The sequence below is a fragment of the Guyparkeria hydrothermalis genome (assembly GCF_023555385.1).
Taxonomy (GTDB): Bacteria; Pseudomonadota; Gammaproteobacteria; order Halothiobacillales; family Halothiobacillaceae; genus Guyparkeria; species Guyparkeria hydrothermalis_A.
On record NZ_JAJSED010000001.1, the window covers coordinates 2171402 to 2194819 of the forward strand.

Consider the following 23418-nt stretch of genomic DNA (forward strand, 5'->3'; position numbering starts at 1 on the left):
TCGGTGGTGATACGGTTTCGTCCGTCGTGCTTGTCGCGATAGGGCGCCTGGTCGAGGCAGTCGATCAGGTCGAGGTTTGGTCCGCCAGGTACCGGCGGGCGAACTCGTCGGCCGGCAGCGGGTGGCTTGCCAGATAGCCCTGGTAGGTGTCGCAGTGATGCTGGGCGAGGAAGGCGCGTTGGGCTTCGTTCTCGACACCTTCGGCCAGCACCTTGAGGCCGAGGGTGTGGCCCAGGTCGATGATCACACGGGCGATCTGGCCGCGGTCCTCGGGCTCCTCGATCAGGTCGACGAAGCGCTTGTCGATCTTGAGCACGTCGATGGCGAACTGGCGCAGCTGGCCGAGCGACGAGTAGCCGGTGCCGAAGTCGTCGAGTGCGACGTGCACACCCATTGCCCGCAGTCGGGAGAGGAGTTGGCGTGCCTCGGCCTCGCGACGGACGATCGCGCTTTCCGTCAGTTCAAGTTCGAGCCGGTCGGCCGGCATGCCGGTGTCGGCGAGGATGTCCTGCACCAGCGTGCCGACCTCGCCCTGACGGAGTTGGTGGGCGGAAAGGTTGACCGCGAGCCGGCCGAAGTCGCGTCCCTCGTCAAGCCAGCGACGGCCCATGCGGCAGGTCTGTTCGAGCACCCACCGACCCAGCGGCCAGATCAGTCCCGTGGTCTCGGCCACCGGGATGAACCGGTCCGGCGAGATCAGTCCCTCGGTGGGGTGCTGCCAGCGGACCAGTACTTCGGCCCCCTGCATCGAGTCGTCCGCGAGGTTGATCTGCGGCTGGAAGACCAGGCGCAACTGATCGTTGTCGATCGCACGGCGTAGCTCAAGCTCCAGTGATATCCGGTCGCGTGCCGCGTTGGTCATTTCGTCGGAGAAATAGCGGAAGGTTGCCCGCCCTTCCTCCTTGGCGCGGTAAAGGGCAGTGTCGGCCTGCTGCAGCAGGCCGTGGGCGGTATCGGCGAAGCGTGGGTAGAGGCTGATGCCGATGGAGGCCATCACCCGGACCTGCTGGCCGTTGGGCAGCTCCCACGGGTCGCCGAGCGCGTGAATCAGCTGTTCGGCGATCCGGCCGGCTTCGGCGTCGTCGTCCAGTCCGGTCAGGACCACGGCGAATTCGTCACCGCCGAGGCGGGCGACGGCGTCGATCTGCGGGAAACGGCCGGTCAGTCGCTCGCCGACCTTGATCAGGAGCTGATCGCCCGAGGCATGCCCGAGGCTGTCATTGATGTCCTTGAACCGGTCCAGGTCGATCATCAGCACGCCGAGTCCCTGGCCCTGCTGTTCGGCGCTGTTCAGCAACTGCTGCATGCGCGAGACCAGCTGCTCGCGGTTGGGCAGGCCGGTGAGGGGGTCGTGATTGGCCAGGTATTCCAGCTTCGACTCGTTCTCCTTCTGCCGCGAGATGTCGAGGAACAGGCCCACGTAGTGGGTGATGCTGCCATCGCGATCGGCGACGGTGCTGATGCTCAGGATCTCGGGGAAGGTCTCGCCGTTCTTGCGCCGGTTCCAGATTTCCCCTTGCCAGTAGCCCTCGCGTTGCAGCGTCGACCACATGCGACGGAAGAAGTGCCGGTCGTGCTGGCCGGACTGCAGGAAAGCCGGCGTGCGGCCGATTGCCTCCTTCGCGGTATAGCCGGTCAGGTTGGTGAAGGCCGGATTTACCTCGACGATCACCTCGTTCTGATCGGTGATGATTACGCCCTCGCGGGTGTTCTCGATCACCTGGGCCATCAGGCGCTCGTGTTCCTCGATCTCGTGGCGGGCGTGGACGTCGGTCAGCACACCGGCATAGCCGCTGACCTCGCCGGCGTCGTCGAACTCGATGCGGGTGACTTCCTCGAACCAGCGGTAGGTGCCGTCGGCCATGCGCAGCCGGTATTCCTGCAGGAAATTGCTCTCGCGGCTTTCGGTGAACCCGGCGATCTCCTCGTCGACGCGTGGGAAGTCTTCCGGGTGGATGAAGTCGGCGAACAGGGTCTCGCCGTTCTGCCATTCGGTCGCATCGTAGCCCCAGCGGTGGATGTTCTCGGAGACGTATTCCACCGGCCAGCCCGGCTCGGCGCGCCAGCGGAACAGTACCGAGGGGCTGGCCTGTACGGCCTCGCGCGCCCTCGATAGGGCGTCGAGGCGGTCGAAGTGGTCCATGGCGAACGACAGGTCGGCGGCAAGGTCGTTGACCGTCTCCCGGATGATCAGGTCGAAGAAGTCGCTCTCGTGGGCATACAGCGCCATGCTGCCGATGATTCTGCCCTCGCGGGCAATGGGAAAGGCCGCGACCGAGTTGATCTGCGCCTGCCGCGCCGGGCGATGCCAGGGGCTGGAGTCGGCAGCGGTCTGGAACTGGTTCATCACCTCCAGTCGGTCGTTGCGGATGCAGCGCCCCACCGGTCCCTGGCCGGCCGGTTCCCAGGCATGGATGCTGACCTCGATCTGTTCGAGGTAACCGGTCTCGTCGCCGTAGTGGGCGACCGGTTGAACCGCACCGCTCGACTCGTCGATCAGCCCCACCCATGCCAATGACAGGTGGCCATGCACCACGGCGATCTCGCAGACCTGGTGGAAAAGCTCGTCGGCGCTTTCGCAGCGAGTGACGGCCTGGTTGGTCTGCGAAAGGAAGTCGTAGAGGTCTTTCTGGTGGCGCAGGGCCCGGTGCGCTTCGCGCTGGGCGGTGATGTCCTCGGCTGTGGCGATCAGGTACTCCGCCTCGCCGCTGGGTGCCCGGGTGGCCCGGACCTCGAAGCGAACGAACAGCTCCTTTCCGTCGGGGCGGGTCAACTGGTGTTCGGTGCGGTAGTGGTCGATGCGCCCGGCGATCAGGTCCTCGGCGGCCGGGTTCTCGGGCTGCCGGTGACCGTCGGCATCCTGGGTCAGGGCGCGCCAGTTCTCTCCGACGAGAGCTTCCGGTGAGTGGCCGAGGATCTCGGCCATGCGAGTGTTCACCCGCTCGATGCGACGGCTCGAGGCGGCGGTGATCGACATGCCGATGAAGGGGAGATCGTAGAAGCTGCGCAGTAGCCGGTCCTGACGGGCGGAACGGCTGGCCAGCGACAGACGGTAGTTCTGCTGGCTCTTGCGCCACAGAAGCAGCAACATCCCGGCGATCACCACCAGCGCGAAGAAGCCGATCACGGTGATCCACGCCAGCAGGGTGTGAAGGGGGCGGAGGACGTTGGCGCGCGAGTCCTTGACGATCAGCGACCAGTCGGAGCCTGTGATCGGGTGGATGGCGGCAATCACCGGCTTTCCGTGGAAGTCCGTGCCCTCCACCACGGCGGGGTCCGCCTCGGCCGCCAAGGCGTCGACCGGGAACGGGCCTGTCTCGACGGGGTGGCGGAATGCGCGCGGGTCATCGTCGTGGGCGGGAATCGTCAGGTGGCGGACCTCGCTTCCGTCCACACGGACCAGCATCGCGTTCATGGTGCCGTGGCTTTGCCGTATCAGTGGAAACCACTGCGTGCTGGGGGCGGCACGGAGCAGGAATATCGCATCCGGGGTTGGGTCGGCATCCAGGTGGATGGGAACCAGCCAGTCGAGGTGCACGTGCCCGTCCGCGCCCTGGCGCATCGGCAGCCTTTTCGCCTCTTGGCCGAGCCCCTCCAGTCGTTGTCGGACCGATTCGTCGAGTTCGCTCCAGTTGCCGACCGTGATGATCGGCTGGCCGTCGGGAGTGAGCAGCGCCAGCGATTCGTAGTGATAGGCGGTGAGCAGCGTCTGGAAGTGCGCTTCGAGGCGCTGGCGTTCGTGCGCGGTTTCCCGCTCGTCGAGCAGGGCACGAAGACGGGTGTTGTCCCGGTACTGGTTCTGCAACACAAGGGTGTCGCCCCGGCGTTCCTGCAGCCACTGGGCGATACGGCCGGCCTTGAGCTCGGCCTCGGTGGCGAACGTGTTCCTGGCCTCCTGGATCAGGTGCGGTGCCTGCAGGCGGAAGATGCCCACCGCCACGAGGGCGACCAGCACCACCAGGCCCAATACCCCCAGCAGGATGCGGCGGCCACGCGGCGGCGCACGATACTCCACGTCGAGGGAGTCGGCGGGGGCGGTATTGTCCTCACGCTGGCGGTACAGGATCGAGAGCAGCAGGAACAGCAGCAGGCTGGTGACGCCGACGAACAGCAGCCCCTTGATGGTGTCGCTGGCCGGGTGGGATGCGGGTAGCTGTCGGAGCAGCCAGTCGGAGCTCAGGATCCACAGCGAGGCGAACACGCCATAGAGAAGGCTGACGGCAAGAGGCGAACCGGCGAGACTGGATTTCTTTGTCGTGCCCATCAGTTCAGTCGTTTGCCTTCCGTTGTGCGCGCTGACAGCGATCCGTCGGATAGCATGCCGCCGCCCGGGGCGGGGTGTCCAGCGTCGGCCTAGCGGGCGGTTCCCGGAGGATAGTCCAAGGCCAGCGGGTCGAGTAGCAGTTCGCGGGCGTTTTCGCGGCCGATCCGGCGGGCGACCGAGACCGGCAGCTGGTCCAGCCAGCGGCGGATGGTCGAGGCAACCTCGCCGTAAGCCTGCCAGCGCTTGGTGCTGTAGGTGTCTACCCCGACGACAAAGCGATAGGGGTGATCGAGGAACAGGGCGCGCCATTCCGGGCGCAGATCGCCACGCTCGTCGAGAAACCGTGCATCGCGCACCGAGGTATCGATGTACAGGTGCTGCGGGTGACGGGCGAGTGCTGCGCGCAGGATGGTCGGATCCGGGTTGGCGCCGAGGTGGGCCCAGAGCACCTGCACCGTCGGGGCGATGGCGAAGATGCGGTCGATGATGGCGAGATCGCCGTGGATCATCAGCACCAGGTCGCGCTCGGCGGCGATACGCACCAGTCGTTCCAGCACCGGGCTGTTGCGGTCACGCCCGAAGATGTGCAGCTCGCCGATGCCGCGGTAGTCGCCCGCCTCCAGCCAGTCGATCACCCGCTCGGGCAGATCCGGCTGGTGCATCCAGCGTTCCTTGTCGGCGCGGGTCCGGTAGACGCCGAGAAACGGCACGATCCGCTCGGGGGCAAGCTGCGCCAGCGCCTGGACCGTCTCCGGCGGCATGCTGGTGACCACGGCGTGCTCGATGCCGTTGGCCTCCAGGGTGGCGAGGATCTCGTCCGGCGCGATGGCCGCCCGCTGCTCGGCGTTGTAGTGGAGATGGGCGTCGAACAGCGGCGTCTGGGCCGCCACCGGCGTGGCAAACAGCAGGGCTGCCAGCCACAAGGCGAGGGCGACCGAGCGCTCAGTCGTCGTCCGAATCGGCATGAGTCGAGACGTCCCCGCGCGGGAACAGCACCAGGTGGGTGAATGCCGGACGCAGGCTCACGCGCACGCCGGGGGCGTAGTGGTCGTGACTGGGGGCGAGACTGAGTAGCCGGGTGCCGCCGGGCAGCGACAGCGTGTAGAGGAAGTTCGCACCGCGGAAGACGCGTTCCTCGATCTCGGCCACGCCCGGGCCGTCGGCATCGATGATCACGTCGTCGGGTCGGACCAGCACGTCGACGTCGGTGCCCGGCGGATACTCGTGCGAGACTTGACCCTCGAGCAGGCCCAGCTCGGTCTTCACCCGGCCGGGGCCGACGATCGTGCCGGCGATCCGGGTGCCCTGGCCGATGAAGTCGGCCACGAACGGGGTCTCCGGGCGGTGGTAGAGGTTGTAGGCGGTGTCCCACTGGTGGAGGCGGCCGGCCTGCATCACCCCGACGATATCCGCCATGGCGAATGCTTCCGTTTGGTCGTGGGTGACCAACAGGGCGGTGGTTTCCGCCTCGCGCAGGATGTCGCGCAGCTCGCGCGGCAGGGTCTCACGCAGCTCGACGTCGAGGCTGGAGAACGGCTCGTCGAGCAGCAGGATGTCGGGCCGAGGGGCGAGCGCACGGGCGATGGCCACGCGTTGCTGCTGGCCGCCGGACATATGGTGTGGGTAGCGCTTGCCCATGCCCGGCAGGCCCACGAGATCCAACAGTTCCTCAATACGCCGGCGGCGGGCCTCGGCCGGTTTTTTCGGCAGGCCGAAGCCGATGTTGTCGGCCACCGTCAGATGCGGGAATAGCGCCAGATCCTGGAAGATCATGCCGACGCGACGCTGCTCAGGCGGGTGCCCCCAGCCGGCGCCCGCCACCGTGTCGCCGTGCAGGCGCACCACGCCGGCACTGGGCGACTCGAAGCCGGCGACGGTGCGCAGGATCGAGGTCTTGCCGCAGCCCGACGGGCCGAGCAGGCAACCGATCACGCCGGTCGGCAGGCGCAGGTTGACGTTGTCGACGGCGGTCGCCTCGCCGAAACGGACCGTCAGGTCGACCAGGCTCAGGCTCTCGCTCACGGCGTGTCGGCCTCCACGATGGATGTCGCGGGATATGGGCGTCTACTCATCGACAAGTTCGTGGCTGGGGGCTGTGCCTTCATGTCCTCTCGCGCGGGTGATCGAGCGACTGACCAGGATCACCGGGATCAGGCCGGCGGCGACGATGGCCAGCGCGGGCAGCGCGGCATCCCGCAGTCGCTCGTCGGAGGCCAGCTCGAATGCCCTGACCGCCAGCGTGTTGAAATCGAACGGCCGCAGGACCAGGGTCGCCGGCAGCTCCTTGAGCACGTCGACGAACACCAGCAATGCGGCGGTGAGAAGACTGCCACGAATCAGCGGGATATGCACCCGCCACAACGTTCGCCAGGCGCTTGCTCCCATCGAACGCGATGCTTCGTCCATGCTGGGGCGAATGCGTCCCAGACCCGCCTCGACCGTGTTCAGGCTGACGGCGAGAAAGCGCACCAAGTAGGCAAACACCAAGGCGGCGAGCGTGCCGGAGAGCAGCAGGCCGGTCGACAGGCCGAAGCGTTCGCGCACAAAGCCGTCCAGGGCATTGTCGAACGCCGCGAAGGGAATGATCACGCCTACCGCGATTACGGTGCCGGGCAGGGCGTAGCCCATCCCGGCGACCCGGTTGATCGAGGCGGTCAGGCGTCCCGGCATCAGCCGGTGCCCGTAGGCGAGGAACAGCGCCAGCAGCAGGGCCAGTATGGCGGTCACCCCGGCCAGCCCCAGCGACCGGCCCACCAGCACGGCGAACTCGCCCAGATCGCGGGTCGGGGTCACCTCGAAGCTCCATGCGAGCAGTTGCAGTGACGGGACGAGAAAGCCCAGGGCCAACGGCAGGGCACAGGCGACGAAGGCCAGCAGCGCGGCACTGCCCCGCAGCTGGAACGACGGCCGGGCCTGCCAGTTGCCGTGGTGGTGATAGCGCGCCTGTCGCCGCGAGAGCCGCTCGATGATGATCACCGTGAAGACGAAGGTCAGCAGCAGGGCGGAGAGCTGCGCGGCGGCGATGGTGTCGTCCAGGCCGAACCAGGTGCGGAAGATGCCGGTCGTGAGCGTCGGGATGCCGAAGTACTGCACCGTGCCGTAGTCGGCCAGCGTTTCCATCACGGCGAGCGACAGCCCGGCCACGATCGACGGCCGGGCCAGCGGCAGGGCGACGCGACGGAACATCTGCCAGGGGTTGAGTCCCAGCGAGCGGGCCACGTTCAGCGCGCTGGCCGACTGCTCGAGAAAGGCCGCCCGCGAGAGCATGTAGACATAGGGGTAGAGCACCAGCGTCAGCATGACGATGGCGCCGCCCAGCGAGCGGACCTCGGGGAAGGGGTAGTCGCCCACCGACCAGCCGGTCAGTGCCCTCAGCCCGGACTGGACCGGGCCGGCCACGTCGAGAAGACCGGTGTAGGTGTAGGCGATGATGTAGGCCGGCATGGCCAGCGGCAGCAGCAGGGCCCATTCGAACACCCGGCGTCCGGGGAATTCGCAGACCGAAAGCAACCAGGCCGTGCCGGTGCCGAGCACGAAGGTACCCAGCCCCACGCCGATGGCGAGCAGGGCCGAGTTGATGACGTAATCGGCCAGGACTGTGTCGGCCAGGTGAGACCAGGTCGACTTGTCGGGCCAGAACACGGACGCGACGATCACCGCGAGCGGCACGGCCAGCAGCGCGGTGATCAGGATCATGCCCGTTTTCCACGCAGAAAAGCCACCTGCCCGATGGCGGGCAAGTGGCTTGTCGATCATGGATTCGGCTGTCTGGCCGGTGCTTACTGCCATCCGGCCCGGTCCATCAGGCGGACCGCGTCAGGGTTGAGTTCGCCGAGCTTGCTCAGGTTGAGATCGTCGGCCTTGAAGTCGCCCCACTGGGCCAGCGTGTCGGACGCCGGGACACCGGGACGGACCGGGAACTCGTTGTTCACCTGGGCGTACCACTCCTGCGATTCCTCGGTGGTGAGGAACTCGAGCAGTTGCGCGACCGCGTCGGTCTTGTCGCTGGCGGCCACCATGCCGGCACCGGAGACGTTGACGTGCGCACCACGGCCGTCCTGGTTCGGCCAGATCAGGCGCACGGACTCGGCAGCCGACTTGTCGGTCTCGTTGCCGTTTTGCATGGCGCCGTAGTAGTAGGTGTTCCCCACGGCGATGTCGCACTCGCCGGCAGCCACGGCGCGGATCTGGTCACGATCGCCGCCCTGCGGCTTGCGCGCCATGTTGGCGACCAGGCCTTCGGCCCATTCCTGGGTCCAGTCCTCGCCGTGCTCGGCGATCAGGGAGGCAACCAGCGACTGGTTGTAGATGTTGTTCGACGAGCGGATGCAGATGCGGCCCTTGAACTTGGGATCGGCCAGGTCGGCGTAGCTGGTGATGGCGCCTTCCTCGACGCGCTCCTTGTGGGCAAAGATGACCCGGGCACGCTGCGACAGGCCGAACCACTGGTTGTCGACGTCACGCAGATTGGCCGGGATGCGCTCGGCCAGTGTGTCGGATTCGATTGCCTGCAGCACGCCGGCATCCTTGGCGCGGTGCAGGTTGCCGGCATCGACGGTGATCAGCAGGTCGGCCGGGGTGTTGTCGCCTTCACTTTCCAGACGGGACCGCAATGCACCCGCCTTGGCGGTCAGCAGCTTGACCTCGATGCCGGTCTCGTCGGTGAAGCGGTCGAGCAGCGGGGCGATCAGGTCTTCCTTGCGGGCCGAGTAGACGTTCAGCGTGGTCGTGGCCTGCTCGGCGCCGGTGTTGTCGGCCTGGTCGCCATTGTCACTGCAGCCGGCCAGCGTGAGGCCCGAAGCGGCGAGCGCCATGGCGGCGAATCGAATGAACCGGGACATGTAATGAAACCTCGTGGTGGGTCGTTGGTTGTAATTCTGATGAAAACGGCTTGATCACGTGAAAGCGGGGCCACGATAGCCGAGGCGGGATGAGCTGTCAAATGAGAATCATTCCTAGTCCAACTTCGATTGGTATCCTTGTCCCGTCGGTGTGAGCTGGTCCCAGTAAGGCTCGCCCGCAAACCGCTGGCCGAGGAAGTCGATGAAGGCGCGTACCCGTGCCGAGAGATGCCGTGTCTGCGGGTAGACCGCGTAGGCGCCGATCTCGGGCCAGGCGGTATCCGTCAGGATCGGCACCAGCCGCCCCTCGGCGAGCGCCTGATGCAGCAGGAAGGTGGGCTCGATGACGATGCCGGCACCTCGGATCGCCGCTTCGCGCAGGAAGTCGCCATTGTTGACCCGCAACCGGGTGTGCCCCGTGACCGGCTGCCAGCGTCCCTGCGTGTCGCGATACCGCCATACCTGGTTTGCCGGCACGTTGCTGTAGATCAGGCAGTCGTGGCTCACCAGTTCGGAGGGATGTCGCGGCGTGCCGTGGCGTGCCAGGTAATCGGGGCTGGCCGCGGCGATGCTGCGTATAGGCGCCAGCTTGCGGGCGATCAGAGTGGAGTCGGGCAGGCTCGCCAGTCGTACGCCCAGGTCGAAGCCATCGGCGATCAGATCGACCTCGTGGTCATCGAGATTGAGGTCGAAGGTCACGCGCGGATGGGCAGCCATGAACGCGTTGATTGCTGGTTGCAACTGCAGGAGACCGAAAGACAACGGGGCGGCCAAGCGGATGACGCCGGACAGCTCGCGGTGTTCACGGGTAACCGATTCCTCGGCCTCGTCCAGATCCGCGAGCAGGCGAGTCGCCCGGTGGTAGAAGTGCTCGCCGGAGGGCGTGAGGGCGAGGTGCCGCGTGGTGCGATGAATCAACTCGACCCCGAGGTGATTCTCCAGATCGCGCAGGCGTCGGCTGACGGCCGACTTGGCAATGCCGAGCCGTTCCGCGGCGCCGCTGATCGATCCAACATCCGCCACGCAGGCGAAGGTGGCCATGGCATTGAAGCGGTCCATTCGTTCTCGTTTGGGCAACAGTGTTTTGAGAGGTTAGTGGTTTAAAACCCCGTCGGCAACGACCAGACTTGCTTCACATTTATACGGATGGAGGGGAGGTGGATGCAGTGGCGGAATACCAGCGGCGGATACGGCTCGGTCGCGATCATGGCCCACTGGCTGGTTGCCGTGCTGGTGATCGGGCTGTTCGTCCTGGGATGGTGGATGGTCGAGCTGACCTACTACGACCCGTGGTACCGGCAGGCGCCCGCGATCCACAAGGCGGTGGGCATCCTGCTGTTCTTCCTGCTCGTCGGGCGTCTGGCCTGGCGCTGGGCGAATCCCCGGCCCCGGTTGCTCGGCCGGCGGCTGGAGCAGCGGATTGCCCTGGTGGTTCACGGCCTGTTCTACCTGTTGCTGTTCGCGGTGATGGTTGCCGGGTACCTGATATCGACGGCAGATGGCAGCCCGATCGAAGTGTTCGGCCTGTTCTCCGTGCCGGCCACGGTGAGCGGCCTGCCGAACCAGGAGGACGTCGCCGGTGACATCCATCGCTGGCTGGCCTGGGCTGTTATGGGGCTGACCGTGCTCCACGCCTCCGCCGCGCTGAAGCACCACATCATCGACCGTGACCTGACGCTCGTGCGCATGCTGCGCCCGATACCGAACGATTCCGCAAACAACGAGGGAGATCGATCATGAAGAAACTGACTGCTGCCGTGCTTGCCGCTGCGATCGTCGCGCCGGCCACTATGCTGCCGACGCAGGCGCAGGCCGCCGAGTACGTCATCGATACCGAGGGGCAGCACGCTTTTATCGAGTGGCGCATCCAGCACTTGGGCTTTTCCTGGCTGTACGGCCGATTCAATGATTTCGAGGGCCACTTCGAGTATGAGGATGGCCAGATCGAGGACGCCAGCGTCGAGGTCAGCATCGACATGGCCAGCCTGGATTCGAACCACGCCGAACGTGACAAGCACCTGCGCGAGAAGGACTTCTTCTACGTGAAGGAATTTCCGCAAGCCACGTTCAAGAGCACCGAGATTCGGTCCACCGGCGAGGACAGCTTTGTCATCATCGGCGATCTGACGATGCGCGGCGTGACCAAGGAGATCGAGATCGAGGCCGAGAAGATCGGCGAGGGCGAGGATCCCTGGGGCGGCTACCGCGCCGGCTTCCACGGCACCACCACGCTGACGCTCAAGGACTTCGGCATCGACTACGACCTCGGGCCGGCCGCCACCGAGGCCGAACTGAGCCTGTCGGTCGAGGGTGTTCGACAGTAGCGCCTTCGCCCTAGGGGCGCGACTGCGTGTCGCTGACGGCCCGGCCTGGGTGATCCCGGCCGGGCTGTCTTGTTCATGGCCTCACTTGGTCAGGATCAGCTTGTTGCTGGCGGTTGTCTTGAGCAGATAGCGCTGGCCCTGGTGGTCGATCCACAACTGACCGTGATCCCCCAGCAATGCCTGGCTGGAAACCCGGGGGATCTCTGTCAGTCGAGGAATGGGGGCGGCGGTCTTGTCGGACATTTCTCTGGGGCTCGCGGATCGATGAGTGTGGCGGCCAGTATGATTAATCGCGGATGCAAACGCAAACGAGTCGCATCCGCATAAATGAGGGCGGCGTCGCCGGATGGCACAGGCGGCTGCCCGTGATCGTGTTCGCCCGGTCGGCAAATGCAGTAAAGTGCCGCACTTGATCGGCGGGCCCATTCGGACTCCGGGCACGCCGCCAACCGTCTTGGTGAGGGAGAAAGCGCAATGTTGATGGCGTCCATCGCGGTATTGATCGGTCTCGCGCTGCTGGTCTGGAGCGCCGACCGGTTTGTCGAGGGGGCGGCCGCCACGGCGAAGCATCTGGGCATGTCGCCGCTGCTGATCGGCATGGTGATCATGGGGTTCGGCACCTCGGCGCCCGAGTTGGTGGTGTCGGTCATGTCGTCGCTGGACGGCAGTCCGGGCATTGCCTTGGGGAACGCCTACGGTTCGAACATCGCCAACATCGCGCTGATACTCGGCCTGACCGCCGTGATCGCGCCGATTGCCGTGCACTCCCAGGTAATCCGCCGCGAGCTGCCCATTCTGCTCGGAGTGACCGCCATCGCTGCGCTGCAGGTGTACGACGGCGAGATCACGCGCATCGAGGCGATCATTCTGCTGGTGCTTCTGGTGGTCCTGCTGGGCTGGAACATCTACCAGGGGCGGCGCGGCCAGGTCGATGCCCTCGGTGGCGAGGTCGAGCAGGAGTTGGTCGCCCACCCGATGCCGCTGAAAAAGGCCCTGATCTGGGTGGCGATCGGGCTTGCCCTGCTGGTGGTCAGTTCGCGCCTGCTGGTCTGGGGAGCGGTCGATATCGCCCAGTTCTTCGGTGTCAGCGATCTCGTCATCGGCCTGACGGTGGTGGCCATCGGCACCTCGCTTCCCGAACTCGCCTCGTCGATCGCGGCGATCCGCAAGAACGAGCACGACATGGCGCTGGGCAACGTGATCGGCTCGAACCTGTTCAACACGCTGGCGGTGGTCGGCCTCGCCGGGGTCATCCACCCGATGGCCGCCGAGCCGGAGGTGTTCACCCGCGACATGCTGGTGATGGGGGTGCTGACGCTGGCGCTGTTCTTCTTCGCCTACGGTTTTCGCGGGCCCGGCCGGCTCAACCGCATCGAAGGGGCGCTCTTGCTGGCGGCATTCGTCGGCTACACCGCCTACCTGTTGAGCACCACGTTCGCCGGTTGACGTGAGTACCTGCCCCCTGTGCGGCACGGGCCTGACGCCCTTCGCGAGGGTTGCCGACGGGCCGAAGCGGGAGGGTCGTCAGCTCGATTTCCTCGACTGCCCGACATGTCGACTGGTGGTGCGGGACCCGACTGTCTGGCCATCACCCGAGGCGGAGGCCGAGTACTACCGCCTGCACGAGAATCGCGCCGACGACCCCGGCTACCGCCGCTTTCTCGCCCCGGCCTTCAGGCACCTCGCCGAGATGCTGGCACCGGGCGTGCGCGCGTTGGACTTCGGTTGCGGCCCCGACTCGGCCTTGATCGCCATGGCCTGCGAGCAGGACGTGGAGATGGTCGGCTGGGATCCGCAATTCCATCCCGATACGCGGGTACTTGATCACGGACCGTTCGACGTGATCGCCTGCACCGAGACGGTCGAGCACCTGCACCAGCCGGCCGCGGTGTTCGACCGGCTCGAATGGCTGCTGCGTCCGGGCGGGCGGCTGATCGTCCAGACCGGCTTCGTCCCCGAGCGGGCCGCCTTCGATGACTGGCACTACCGCCGCGATCCCACCCACGTGATCCTGTTCCGCGCCGAGACCTTTCGCTGGCTGGCCGCCGATCGCGGCTGGCGACTGGTGGCGCTTGATGCGCCCGTGGCGGTGTTCGAGATGCCGGGCGCGACTTGATCGAGGCGGCCGGGCTGCCTAACGTCGGGTTTCGTCCTGCCACTGCCGAGGAACGCCATGAAAGCCATCGGATTCGAACGTCACCTGCCTGTCGACCATCCCGAGGCCTTTCGTGCCTTCGATCTGCCGGTGCCCGAGCCGGGGACCTTCGACCTGCGGGTGGCGGTGGAGGCGGTTTCCGTCAATCCGGTCGATACCAAGGTGCGCGCCCCCCGTCACGCCGATCCGGATCACCCCGACAACCGGGCCCACCCGGCGCCGCGGGTGCTCGGGTTCGATGCCCTCGGCGTGGTCGACGCAGTCGGCGCTTCGGTGACCCGCTTCCAGCCGGGTGACGTGGTGTATTACGCCGGCGATATCGGTCGCCCGGGCAGCAACGCGGAATTCCAGCTGGTCGACGAGGCGATCGTCGGCCATGCGCCGCGCGGTGTCGATTCCGCCGACGCCGCGGCCCTGCCGCTGACCGCCCTGACGGCCTGGGAGACCCTGTTCGACCGCCTCGGCCTGTCGCCCGACGGCGAGGATGCCGGCACGCCGGTGCTCCTTATCAACGGTGCCGGCGGGGTCGGTTCGATGGCGATCCAGCTCGCGCGCGATGCCGGCCTGAAGGTGATCGCCACCGCCTCACGACCGGAATCACGACAGTGGTGTCTCGATCTGGGGGCTGTCGAGGTGGTCGACCATTTCGGTGACCTGCCGGCCCAGCTGGCCGAGCGCGGCATCAGGGAGATCCCGGCGATCGCCTGCTTCAACGATCTCGACCGTCACTACACGGCGATGGCCGAGCTGGTCGCGCCGCAGGGGCGGCTGGCCAGCATCGTCGGCAACAAGTCGCCGCTGCCGTTCCAGGAGCTGCGCGACAAGAGCGTCGGGTTCTTCTGGGAGTACATGTTCACCCGGCCGCGCTTCGATACCCCCGACAAGGGACGGCAGGGCGAGATCCTCGATACCGTCGCGGCCATGGTCGAGGAGGGGCGCGTGCTGACTACCCGCCATGAGGTGCTGGGTACGATCAATGCGGAAAACCTGCGTGCCGCCCATCGCGCCCTGGAAGGTGGGCACGTGATCGGCAAGATCGTCCTGGCGGGCTTCGACGACTAGCAGTCAAAGCCGGTGCACGAAAAAAAGCGCCCTCGGACTTCCGGGGGCGCCTTGCGTTCGGTCGTCGCAAGATGAAGGTCAGTCGTGCTGCGCGAGGTGGTCCTCGACCAGCGCCTGCGTACGGGCAGTGATCCAGCGTGCCGGTTCGGCCAGGGCCTGCTCCAGCGTGATCGAGCCGTCGCACAGGGCGCGGGCATCGGCAAGACCGAAGTCGGTCAGCTCCGCCTCGCTGCAGGCTATGTTGCCGGCGACAGCCACCACCGGCACGTCCAGCCGCCGTGCTCGGCCGACCACCTCGGCCACCACCTTGCCGCGCGAGGTCTGGCCGTCGATCTGCCCCTCGCCGGTAATCACCAGCTGCGAGGAGGCGATCGCCGCGTCCAGCTCGATCAGATCGGCAAGGTAGGCCGCACCCATGCGGGCCTTGCCGCCAAGGACGCAGCCCAGCGCGAATCCCAGGCCCCCGGCGGCACCTGCCCCCGGCGTATGGGCCGGGCAGTGCAGCCCGCCCGCGCTGTCGATTGCCTCCGCCAGTCGGCCAAGATGCGCATCCATGGCGGCGATGTCGGTCTCGGCCAGCCCTTTCTGCGGACCGAACACGGCGCTGGCGCCGTGCGGGCCGGTCAGTGGGTTGTCGACATCGCTGAGCACCACGATCTCGATGTTCTCCAGTCGCGGGTCGAGTCCGCTGGCGTCTACCCGAGCCAGCGAGGTGAGCCCCGCCGGTGTCGGCGGCAGATCGCGGCCGTCGGCATCGAGAAAGCGTGCGCCCAGCGCGGCGAGCATGCCCGCGCCGCCGTCGACGGTGCCACTGCCACCCAGACCGATCAGCAGTTGCTCCGCGCCTGCCTCGATGGCGATACCCATCAACTCGCCCACGCCGCGACTGTCCAGCTGCCAGGGATCGCGCCGGTCCGCCGGCAGCAGGTCAAGCCCGCAGGCCGAGGCGACGTCGATTACCGCTCGCCGGTTGCGGGCATCGAAGCCCCAGCCGGCGGTGACGTGATCACCGCTCGGGCCGTGGACGCTCGACAGGTGCCACTCCCAGCCGAGCGTGTGCGTGATCAGATCCGCGGTGCCCTCCCCGCCGTCGGCCATCGGCAGGGCACGGACCTGCGCCTTTGGGCAGGCGGCATGAACGCCGCGCGCCATGGCGTTGGCCACGGCGGCGGCATCCAGGCTGCCCTTGAAGCTGTCCGGGCAGAGGACGACCGGCAACTCGTCAGACAAGAATCAGCCCCAGCAGGTAGATGGTGATGATCGCGCTGATGCCCTGCAGTAGGGTGGCGGTGGTAAATGCCTTGTAGGCCGTGGACACCTTCATGCGGCTGAACTGCGAGACCACCCAGAAGAAGCTGTCGTTGGCGTGCGAGACGGTCATCGCCCCGGCGCCGACGGCCATCACCGCGAGCACGCGGCCCATGTCCGAATCCAGGCCCAGGTCGGGCAGCAGCGGGGCGACCAGCGTCGAGGCGGTCACCAGGGCGACGGTCGAGGAGCCCTGCGCGGACTTCAACGCGGCGGCGATGATGAACGGCACCAGCAGCCCGAGGCCGAGCCCCGCGAGCGCGGTGCCCAGCTGGTCGCCCAGCGGGGTGGCGCGCAGCACGTTGCCGAACGCACCGCCGGCGCCGGTGATCAGGATGATCGGTGCGGCCAGCAGGATGCCGTCGACCGTGATCTGGTGGAAGCGGTCCTTGCGGTCATTGCCCTTGATCAGGCCGAAGGCGAACACCACGCCGATGGCGAGTGCGACGACCGGCTGGCCGAGGAAGATCAGGGTGGAGGCAAGCATGCCCGGTACGGCATCACGCGTGGCGAGGCTGGCGATCGAGCCCAGGCAGATCAGCGCGATCGGCGCGATGATCGGCATGAACGAGGCCAGCGTCGACGGGCGGTGCGTCATGTCCGGTTCCGGCTCCTCGATCTCCTCGCCGACCGCCTCGCTGATCGGGTCCTGTTCGAGCAGTTCCTCGTCGTTGGCCTTCGAATAGCGGCCGGCCCACAGGGCGCCGACGATGGCAGTGACCGCGGCGACGATCAGGCCCACCAGGATCACCAGGCCGAGCGAGTCGGCAATGTCGAGGTTGGCTGCGGCCGCGATCGGTCCCGGGGTGGGCGGGACGAAGTTATGGGTGGCGAACAGGCCGGTTGCCAGCGCCACGCTCATCGCGACCACCGAGATGCCGGTCTTCTTCGCCATGGCGTTCTTGAGCGAGTTGAGAATGACGTAGCCCGAGTCGCAGAACACCGGGATCGAGACGATGTAGCCGATCAGCGAGACGGTGAAATTCGGGAAGCGGTCCGACAGCAGCCGGATGATCGACTCGGCCATGACGATGGCCGCGCCGCTGCGCTCGAGGATCACGCCGATGATGGTGCCCAGCGCGATGACGATACCGATGTAGCCCAGCGTGCTGCCGAAGCCGTCGTTGATGAGGCTCACGGCTTCCTTGGGCGCAATCCCGCCGGCCAGGGCCATCGCGAAGGCGGCCAGCAGCAGGGCCAGGAACGGGTGCATGCGCAGTTTCGCGGTCGCGAACACCAGCGCGATCACCACGATGATCAGACTTGCGATAAGCATGGCGCTCAGTCTCCTTGGTCGTTGTTCGGTTCTTGTTCCTTTCCGTTTGCCCTGCCGGCGAGGCGGGGCACGCGGCGAGTGTAGTCGGGCTTTTCCGGCACCGCGACACCGGGTTTGTCTGCTCGGCGTGCGATGGATTCCATGGCTAATGCTTTCAGGTGAGGCGGGAACTAATCGGGCTGGACCGCGTCAGGCTGTGGTGGGCGTGCCGGAAGCTCCAGAGGGTCCGGGCCGACCGTTCCCCGGCCGCCATGTCCGACCACCGTCCCGCCGGAACCGGTGGTTTCCCGATGTCGCAATCGCCCGCTGAGGCGGGAAAGGACGATAGTCAGCGATGACGAAATTCAGTGTGACCCCGGGCGCATGCCCTCGAGCGGGCGCTTTTTCCCCGTCCCGTCACGTGTGTGCCGCGCTCTGTATGGTGCTGGGCCTGCTCCCGGCGCCGTCGGTGTTCGCCTTCGGTCTGGATCAGGTCGATGCCGTCGCCCGGACGCTTGCCAAGCGCGACTACGCGCCGCCTGCCACCACCCCGGAGGCACTGAGCCAGGTCGATGCGGATACCTTCGGCCAGATCCGCTATAAGCACGGTTCGCGGCTGGACTGGGGCGGCTCCCCGTTTTCGGTTCAGCCGGTCTCGGCCGGCCATGTCTACCGTCACCCGGTGGAACTGTTCGAGGTCATCGACGATCAGGTGCACCGGGTGCCGTTTACCAAGTCGGACTTCCACTGGCCCAACGAGTCGTTTGCCCGCAAGGTGCCGGCCGACCTGGGTTTCGCCGGCTTCGGGATCCGTTATCCCCTGCAGCGTCCGGATGCGCCTGAGACGGTCGTTCGCTTCCTGGGCGGCGCCTTGTTCCGTGCGGTGGCCCATGAGCAGGTGATGGGCGCTCACGCCCGGGGTCTGGCCATCGACACCGGCCTGCCTGCCGGCGAGGAATTCCCGGCATTCCGCCGATTCTGGCTGGTTCGCCCTGATCCGGGGGCGCGCCGCATGACCGTGTACGCCCTGATGGACAGCGAGTCGCTGACCGGGGCCTACCGCTTCGTCATCGAGCCGGGAGCCGATCAGACGATCATCCGGGTAAAGGCCCGGCTGCATGCCCGCCGCCCCGTCGACCGGCTGGGCCTGGCCCCGATCTCGTCGATGTACTTCTACGGCCAGAACGAACGGCCGGATGCGTCGCACTGGCGGCCGGCCGTGTTCAGTTCCAGCGGCCTGCTCATCCACGAGGGAGAGGGCGGCTGGTTGTACCGGCCGCTGCGAAACCCGCGCGAGTTGCGCCTGGACCAGTTCCCTGCCGACGGCGTGCGAGGTTTCGGGCTGATGCAACGCGATACCCGCTTCGGCTCGTTCGAGGATCCCGTGGGCCGCTTCGAGAAACGGCCGTCCGTGTGGGTGACGCCTCAGGCGGGTTTCGGTGGCGGCACCCTCGACCTGGTACAGCTGCCGGTGGACAGCGACCGCCACGAGAACCAGGTGGTCTTCTTCGAGCCGCATGAAAAGCTCAAGCCGGGCGCGCCGATCGCCTTCGCCTACGACGTCAGCTTCGGGCACCGTGATGCGGTGACCGAGCAGATCGCCCAGGTGCGAGGCGTTCTCATTGGTGTCGAGGGGCCCGACAAGCAGGGTGGCGGGCCGTCGGATCCCGCGTATCGCGTCAACGTGGATTACACCGGCGGTGCGCTGTCGTCCCTGCCCAACAACGCACCGGTGGTCGCCTCGATTTCCGGTCAAGAGTCGGTTCGCGTGCTCGAGCAGTCCGTGGCCCCGTTGCCGGAGGGTGGTTGGCGGCTGTCGATGCTGCTGCAGCCGACGGGTCAGCAGCCACTGAAGGTGCGTGCTTCCCTTGCGCTCGACGGCAAGACCATTTCCGAAAGCTGGCAGGACACGCTGCCCGGCCAGGTGGCCAGCTATCTGGAGGAAGGAAAATGACCGAGGCTCGACGTCCGCATGGCGATACCCCCGTTGTGGGGCATGACGTGTGCGCGGCACTGCGTCGCTATGGACGTGCGGTGGCGCACGAGGTCTCGCTGACGGGCCGGCCGGTGGAGGCCGGGGCGCTGGTGCCGACCCGGGCGGCGGCCGATGCGCGCCTGGACGAATCACTCCGCCGGCTGGTGGAGGCGCCGCGCCGCAGCGGTCGGCCGATCCATCGGGCCTCGCTCGGCTACGCCAACTCGGTTGCTTCCGACGCGGGCAGGGGCGAGTCGTGATCGACGCCTGGCGCCGGACGCTCTTTCTGCTGTTGGTGCTCGCCCAGACGGCGGCGGGCACCTGGGGCATGATCTGGGTGCTGCCTTACCACGGCACGCGTCCCGTGGAGATCGCCATTCTCGCGACCTTCATTCCCCTCTATACCTTCATCACGGCCGGTAGCTGGATGGCGATCTTCGGCTTCCTCATGCGTCGGGTGTCGGGACGGGGAGACCGGCATGGCCTGATGCGGCGCTACGCAGACCAATGGCCGCAGGCCCCGCTCGCCTCGACCGCGGTGATCATGCCGATCTACCACGAGGACGTCGATCGGGTATACCAGGGGCTGCGGGCCACCTTGATCTCGCTACTCGAGACCGGCGAGAGCGACCCGTTCGAATTCTTCCTGCTCTCCGACAGTCGCGACCCGGAGATCTGGCTTGCCGAACAGGCGGCATGGCGGTCGCTGGTGGACGAGTTCGGGCTGGAGGGGCAGCTTCACTACCGTCGTCGACGCGTCAATCTCAAGGCGAAGACCGGCAACGTCTCCGACTTTCTGCGCCGCTGGGGGAGCGATTTCCGTTACTTCGTGGTCCTCGATGCCGACAGCGTCATGTCGGGGGAGGCCCTGACGACACTGGTGCGGCTGATGGAGTGCGACAGCCGGGTCGGCATGATCCAGACGGTGCCGCGGCTGTTCAATGCCCGTTCGGCCTTCGCCCGGATGCAGCAGTTCGTCACCCACCTGTACGGGCCGCTGTTCACCGACGGGCTGGCGGCGCTGCAGCGTTCGGAGGCGGTCTTCTGGGGACACAACGCCATCATCCGCACCGAGCCGTTCATGCGCCACTGCGGCCTGCCCCGCATGCGTGGGGTGGGGCTGTGGCGCGGCGCGGTGCTCAGCCACGATTTCCTCGAGGCATCCCTGATGTCACGCGCCGGCTACCAGGTCTGGCTGGAGACCGGCATACCGGGCAGCTTCGAGGAGTCGCCGCCGTCGCTGGACGACGAGCTGATCCGGGATCGCCGCTGGTCCAAGGGCAACCTGCAGCATCTGCGCCACCTGCTGGCCGAGCCGGGACTGCGAGTAGCCCATCGTTTCGCCCTGCTCAACGGCATCTTTGCCTATGTCGCCTCGCCGGTCTGGTTCCTGTTTCTGGTATTCACCACGATCGAGGTGGCCCGCTTCAAGCTGGGCGACATCGACTATTTCCCCGACCCGGACGCGCTGTATCCCGCCTGGCCGCAATGGCATCCCGAGTGGGCGCTGCTGCTGGTCACGAGCACGTTGGTGACGCTGTTTCTGCCCAAGGTCCTGGCCGTGCTGGAAGTGCTTATCTTCGACCGGGAACGCCTGCGGGGATTTGGTAGCGCGCCGCGATTGGTGCAGGGATTCTTCCTGGAAAACCTCTTTTCGGTCCTGCTCGCGCCGGTGCGGATGCTGGCCCACAGCATCTTCGTCGTCACCGCGTTGTTGAACGTGACGGTGCGCTGGGCTGGGCAGAACCGCGGCAACGAACTTTCCTGGCGCACGGCGATGGCCCGCCACGTGCCGGGGGCGGTGCTGTCGCTCGCCTGGACGGGGGGCGCGTATCTCATCGATCCCTACTTCTTCTTCTGGACCCTGCCGATCACCGTGCCGTTGGTGCTGGCGGTGCCGGTCACGGTCGGGCTATCTCGCTTCACGCTTGGTCAACGCTGGCGTCGCAAGGGGATCTGGTTGACGCCACCCGAGGCCGGCCGTGACGACCCGGTGCTGGAGCGTTTCCAGCCGGATGCCGTTGCGCCCCGGCCGGGTGGGGAGTCCGGCTGGCTGCTGTGGACGCTGCTCGACCCGACGCAATGGCGCCAGGCCGCGGCTCATGCGCCGCGACGCGGTGGGCTGGCCCGACGGGCTGCCCAGCGAGTGGCCGAAGATTGGATCACCGCTGGCCCGGACGGCATGCCGGGCCAGCGAGCCGCACGCGTGCTGGACGACATCGAGGCGATGCGGCGCGTGCACGAATACGCCTGGCGCGGCGAGGTCGCGGACCCATGGGGACGGCTGGCCGAGCGCTATGCCCGGCATGTCTGTACCGGGGCGGAGGCAGCGGTCGGAAGACCGGGGATATCAACTGACGAATCAGGAGGGTATGCATCATGAGTGACCACTCGATCCATCGGCCGGGGCGACGGGCCTGGCTACGCGGCCTGCTTGCGATGGGCGTAGCAGCCGGCAGTGCCCGGTCGCTTAGCGCCATGGCCTCTGAGGCCGTCGATGCGAACACCGGCCTGGAACTGGGGCCGGCCGAGCCGTTCAGCTTCGAGTCGCTCATCCAGCGGGCGGAAAAGCTTGCCGCCGCCCCGTACGACCCGCCGCCGCGGCCGGCTCCGGAGGCAATCCAGTCGATCAACTACGATGCCGCCGGCAAGATCCATTACCGCCGCGACGTGGCGCTGTGGAAAGACGGCCCGTCGGTCTACCCGATCACCTTCCGCCCCCTGGGCGAGTACTTCCCCAAGCCGGTGGCCATGCATGTGGTGGCCGGCGGCGAGGCGCGAGCGGTTCGGTATCGTCCCGAGTATTTCGACATGCCGTCCGACAGCCCGCTGCGGGCCGTGCCCGAGGGGTCCTCGGGCATCGCGGGATTCTGGGTACACCGTTCCCGGCGGACACACGACTGGTTCGAGGAGGAGCCTTGGGCGACTTTCCAGGGGGCGAGCTATTTCCGTGCCGTCTCCGAGACGGGGCAGGTGGGGATGTCCGCTCGCGGTATCGCGATAAACACGGCCGGTGAGCAGGAGGAGGAATTCCCCGATTTCCGCGCCTTCTGGTTCCAGCCGGCCACGAGCGAGGGGGACGCGGTGGTGGTCCACGCGCTCCTCGACGGGCCGTCGATCACCGGTGCCTACCGCATTGCCCTGCGCTCGCGCGGCGATACCGAGATGGAAATCGAAAAGCACCTGTTCGTGCGCAAGACCATTGACCAGCTGGGGATCGCGCCGCTGACATCGATGTACTGGTACACCGAGACCCCCAATGTGCATCTGCGAGGCTGGCGGCCCGAGGTGCACGATTCGGACACCCTGGCGATCTGGAACGGCAGCGGCGAGCATCTGGTCCGTCCGCTGGTCAACCCGGTTGCGCGCGGTTACTCCGCGTTCGCCGATCAGAACCCGCGCGGATTCGGCCTGTTGCAGCGCGATCGGGCGTTCGTTCACTACCTCGACGGCGTCGGCTACGAGAAACGACCCTCCGTGTGGGTCGAGCCGCTCGAGGATTGGGGGGCAGGGCAGGTGACACTGGTCGAGTTGCCCACGAACGACGAGACCTTCGACAACATCATCGCCTTCTGGCAGCCACAGGGAGCGCAGCTGGCCGGGACGGCCCTGACGTATCGCTACCGGCTTTACTGGAGCGAAGAGCAGCCGTTCGACCCGGATCTTGCCAAGGCCGTCAGCCTGCGTGCCGGCCCGGGTGGCGATTTCGGGGTCGCCCGCGTCCCTGACACGGTGCGGCTGGTGATCGGCTGGGAAGGAGATCGGCTCGCATCACTCGACCCGGAGAACGCCACCTTCGAGGTCGAGGCGAGCCCGGTGGGCGAGATCTCGAACGTCCGTGTCCGGCGCCTGCCGGGGCACGCCGACCGCTGGCAGGCCGAGTTCGACCTGCATGTCGCCCAGGATGACCCGGTGGAACTGAGCGGCAACCTGCTCGTCGACGGCGAACCGGTCGCCGAGAAGTGGCTGTACCAGTACCACCGGGAGGCGTTCCTCGAGGTGATGCCATAGCGGCTCACCCACGAGGGGCAGCGCTCCCGAGGGGAACGACCGCAATGCCTGTTTTGGGGCGGGGCAGTCCGCTGAGGGCCAGCGCGACCGAAGGGTGTGGTGGGCCCAACAGGACTCGAACCTGTGACCAAGCGATTATGAGTCGCCTGCTCTAACCAACTGAGCTATGGGCCCCGGGCAGCGGTGCAACCGCGAGGGCCGGCGAGGAGCCGGCCCGGGGATT

Annotated in this window: 18 protein-coding genes and 1 tRNA gene; 9 read left to right on the forward strand and 10 right to left on the reverse strand. The window is 67.0% G+C overall.

Annotated elements, in window-relative coordinates:
• Window positions 1–64: 64 nt before the first annotated feature.
• From LV476_RS10140 to LV476_RS10165, 6 genes are all read right to left on the reverse strand, one after another.
• Window positions 65–4264, reverse strand: coding sequence for an EAL domain-containing protein (locus LV476_RS10140; protein WP_250075784.1), 4200 nt, complete (start codon window positions 4262–4264; stop codon window positions 65–67).
• An 89-nt stretch (window positions 4265–4353) separates the two neighbouring features.
• Window positions 4354–5229 carry an amidohydrolase family protein gene (locus LV476_RS10145; protein WP_250075785.1) on the reverse strand — a complete coding sequence of 292 codons (876 nt, stop codon included), beginning with the start codon at window positions 5227–5229 and terminating at the stop codon, window positions 4354–4356.
• Window positions 5207–6286 carry an ABC transporter ATP-binding protein gene (locus LV476_RS10150; RefSeq protein ID WP_434062824.1) on the reverse strand — a complete coding sequence of 360 codons (1080 nt, stop codon included), beginning with the start codon at window positions 6284–6286 and terminating at the stop codon, window positions 5207–5209. The genes LV476_RS10145 and LV476_RS10150 overlap by 23 nt, the downstream gene beginning before the upstream one ends.
• A 42-nt stretch (window positions 6287–6328) precedes the next feature.
• Window positions 6329–8020, reverse strand: a complete 1692-nt coding sequence (locus tag LV476_RS10155) for an ABC transporter permease (protein ID WP_434062836.1) — start codon at window positions 8018–8020, stop codon at window positions 6329–6331.
• 23 nt (window positions 8021–8043) lie between these two features.
• Complete coding sequence (locus LV476_RS10160; protein ID WP_250075787.1) at window positions 8044–9105, reverse strand: Fe(3+) ABC transporter substrate-binding protein; 1062 nt, start codon at window positions 9103–9105, stop codon at window positions 8044–8046.
• Window positions 9106–9219: 114 nt separating this feature from the next.
• Window positions 9220–10164, reverse strand: coding sequence for a LysR family transcriptional regulator (locus LV476_RS10165; RefSeq protein ID WP_250075789.1), 945 nt, complete (start codon window positions 10162–10164; stop codon window positions 9220–9222).
• A gap of 102 nt (window positions 10165–10266) precedes the next feature.
• On the opposite strand from LV476_RS10165, the gene LV476_RS10170 reads away from it, so the two are divergent.
• Together LV476_RS10170 and LV476_RS10175 are read left to right on the forward strand one after the other, a co-directional pair.
• Window positions 10267–10845 carry a cytochrome b gene (locus LV476_RS10170; protein WP_250075791.1) on the forward strand — a complete coding sequence of 193 codons (579 nt, stop codon included), beginning with the start codon at window positions 10267–10269 and terminating at the stop codon, window positions 10843–10845.
• Complete coding sequence (locus tag LV476_RS10175) at window positions 10842–11429, forward strand: YceI family protein (protein WP_250075793.1); 588 nt, start codon at window positions 10842–10844, stop codon at window positions 11427–11429. Before LV476_RS10170 ends, LV476_RS10175 begins: the two co-directional genes overlap by 4 nt.
• Before the next feature lie 81 nt (window positions 11430–11510).
• Here LV476_RS10175 and hemP read toward each other — a convergent pair whose 3' ends face one another.
• Entirely contained in the window at window positions 11511–11672 is a 162-nt protein-coding gene (gene hemP / locus LV476_RS10180) for a hemin uptake protein HemP (RefSeq protein WP_250075795.1), read from the reverse strand.
• 231 nt (window positions 11673–11903) lie between these two features.
• Here hemP and LV476_RS10185 point away from each other — a divergent pair, with 231 nt between their 5' ends.
• Genes LV476_RS10185 through LV476_RS10195 form a run of 3 tightly spaced genes read left to right on the forward strand, consistent with a single transcriptional unit; the run spans window position 11904 to window position 14646 of the window.
• Window positions 11904–12875 (forward strand): calcium/sodium antiporter, encoded by a 972-nt coding sequence (locus LV476_RS10185; RefSeq protein WP_250075798.1) that lies wholly within the window; start codon window positions 11904–11906, stop codon window positions 12873–12875.
• Between the two features lies 1 nt (window position 12876).
• On the forward strand, window positions 12877–13545 hold the full coding sequence (locus tag LV476_RS10190) for a class I SAM-dependent methyltransferase (protein WP_250075800.1): 669 nt from the start codon (window positions 12877–12879) through the stop codon (window positions 13543–13545).
• 57 nt (window positions 13546–13602) lie between these two features.
• On the forward strand, window positions 13603–14646 hold the full coding sequence (locus LV476_RS10195) for a zinc-binding alcohol dehydrogenase family protein (RefSeq protein WP_250075802.1): 1044 nt from the start codon (window positions 13603–13605) through the stop codon (window positions 14644–14646).
• Between the two features lie 78 nt (window positions 14647–14724).
• Here LV476_RS10195 and LV476_RS10200 read toward each other — a convergent pair whose 3' ends face one another.
• Both LV476_RS10200 and LV476_RS10205 read right to left on the reverse strand, forming a co-directional pair.
• A complete protein-coding gene (locus tag LV476_RS10200) occupies window positions 14725–15876 on the reverse strand; it encodes a glycerate kinase (RefSeq protein WP_284047450.1) in 1152 nt (383 codons plus the stop codon).
• Entirely contained in the window at window positions 15869–17230 is a 1362-nt protein-coding gene (locus LV476_RS10205) for a GntP family permease (RefSeq protein ID WP_250075804.1), read from the reverse strand. The genes LV476_RS10200 and LV476_RS10205 overlap by 8 nt, the downstream gene beginning before the upstream one ends.
• A gap of 334 nt (window positions 17231–17564) precedes the next feature.
• On the opposite strand from LV476_RS10205, the gene LV476_RS10210 reads away from it, so the two are divergent.
• Genes LV476_RS10210 through LV476_RS10225 form a run of 4 tightly spaced genes read left to right on the forward strand, consistent with a single transcriptional unit; the run spans window position 17565 to window position 23195 of the window.
• Window positions 17565–19163, forward strand: a complete 1599-nt coding sequence (locus LV476_RS10210; RefSeq protein WP_250075805.1) for a glucan biosynthesis protein — start codon at window positions 17565–17567, stop codon at window positions 19161–19163.
• Window positions 19160–19444, forward strand: coding sequence for a hypothetical protein (locus tag LV476_RS10215; protein ID WP_250075807.1), 285 nt, complete (start codon window positions 19160–19162; stop codon window positions 19442–19444). The genes LV476_RS10210 and LV476_RS10215 overlap by 4 nt, the downstream gene beginning before the upstream one ends.
• Window positions 19441–21567 (forward strand): glucans biosynthesis glucosyltransferase MdoH, encoded by a 2127-nt coding sequence (gene mdoH, locus LV476_RS10220; RefSeq protein WP_250075808.1) that lies wholly within the window; start codon window positions 19441–19443, stop codon window positions 21565–21567. Before LV476_RS10215 ends, mdoH begins: the two co-directional genes overlap by 4 nt.
• On the forward strand, window positions 21564–23195 hold the full coding sequence (locus LV476_RS10225; RefSeq protein WP_250075810.1) for a glucan biosynthesis protein: 1632 nt from the start codon (window positions 21564–21566) through the stop codon (window positions 23193–23195). Before mdoH ends, LV476_RS10225 begins: the two co-directional genes overlap by 4 nt.
• Before the next feature lie 97 nt (window positions 23196–23292).
• On the opposite strand, the gene LV476_RS10230 is transcribed toward LV476_RS10225, so the two are convergent.
• Window positions 23293–23369, reverse strand: a tRNA-Ile gene (locus LV476_RS10230).
• Window positions 23370–23418 lie beyond the last annotated feature (49 nt).

Bases quoted from the DNA above. Each gene is read 5' to 3' on its own strand.
- LV476_RS10175 (WP_250075793.1), top strand. From the start codon at position 10,842: ATGAAGAAACTGACTGCTGCCGTGCTTGCCGCTGCGATCGTCGCGCCG.
- LV476_RS10155 (WP_434062836.1), bottom strand. From the start codon at position 8,020: ATGATCGACAAGCCACTTGCCCGCCATCGGGCAGGTGGCTTTTCTGCG.
- hemP (WP_250075795.1), bottom strand. From the start codon at position 11,672: ATGTCCGACAAGACCGCCGCCCCCATTCCTCGACTGACAGAGATCCCC.
- LV476_RS10225 (WP_250075810.1), top strand. From the start codon at position 21,564: ATGAGTGACCACTCGATCCATCGGCCGGGGCGACGGGCCTGGCTACGC.
- LV476_RS10170 (WP_250075791.1), top strand. From the start codon at position 10,267: ATGCAGTGGCGGAATACCAGCGGCGGATACGGCTCGGTCGCGATCATG.
- LV476_RS10145 (WP_250075785.1), bottom strand. From the start codon at position 5,229: ATGCCGATTCGGACGACGACTGAGCGCTCGGTCGCCCTCGCCTTGTGG.
- LV476_RS10140 (WP_250075784.1), bottom strand. From the start codon at position 4,264: ATGGGCACGACAAAGAAATCCAGTCTCGCCGGTTCGCCTCTTGCCGTC.
- LV476_RS10215 (WP_250075807.1), top strand. From the start codon at position 19,160: ATGACCGAGGCTCGACGTCCGCATGGCGATACCCCCGTTGTGGGGCAT.
- LV476_RS10185 (WP_250075798.1), top strand. From the start codon at position 11,904: ATGTTGATGGCGTCCATCGCGGTATTGATCGGTCTCGCGCTGCTGGTC.
- LV476_RS10195 (WP_250075802.1), top strand. From the start codon at position 13,603: ATGAAAGCCATCGGATTCGAACGTCACCTGCCTGTCGACCATCCCGAG.
- LV476_RS10205 (WP_250075804.1), bottom strand. From the start codon at position 17,230: ATGCTTATCGCAAGTCTGATCATCGTGGTGATCGCGCTGGTGTTCGCG.
- LV476_RS10160 (WP_250075787.1), bottom strand. From the start codon at position 9,105: ATGTCCCGGTTCATTCGATTCGCCGCCATGGCGCTCGCCGCTTCGGGC.
- LV476_RS10165 (WP_250075789.1), bottom strand. From the start codon at position 10,164: ATGGACCGCTTCAATGCCATGGCCACCTTCGCCTGCGTGGCGGATGTT.
- LV476_RS10210 (WP_250075805.1), top strand. From the start codon at position 17,565: ATGACGAAATTCAGTGTGACCCCGGGCGCATGCCCTCGAGCGGGCGCT.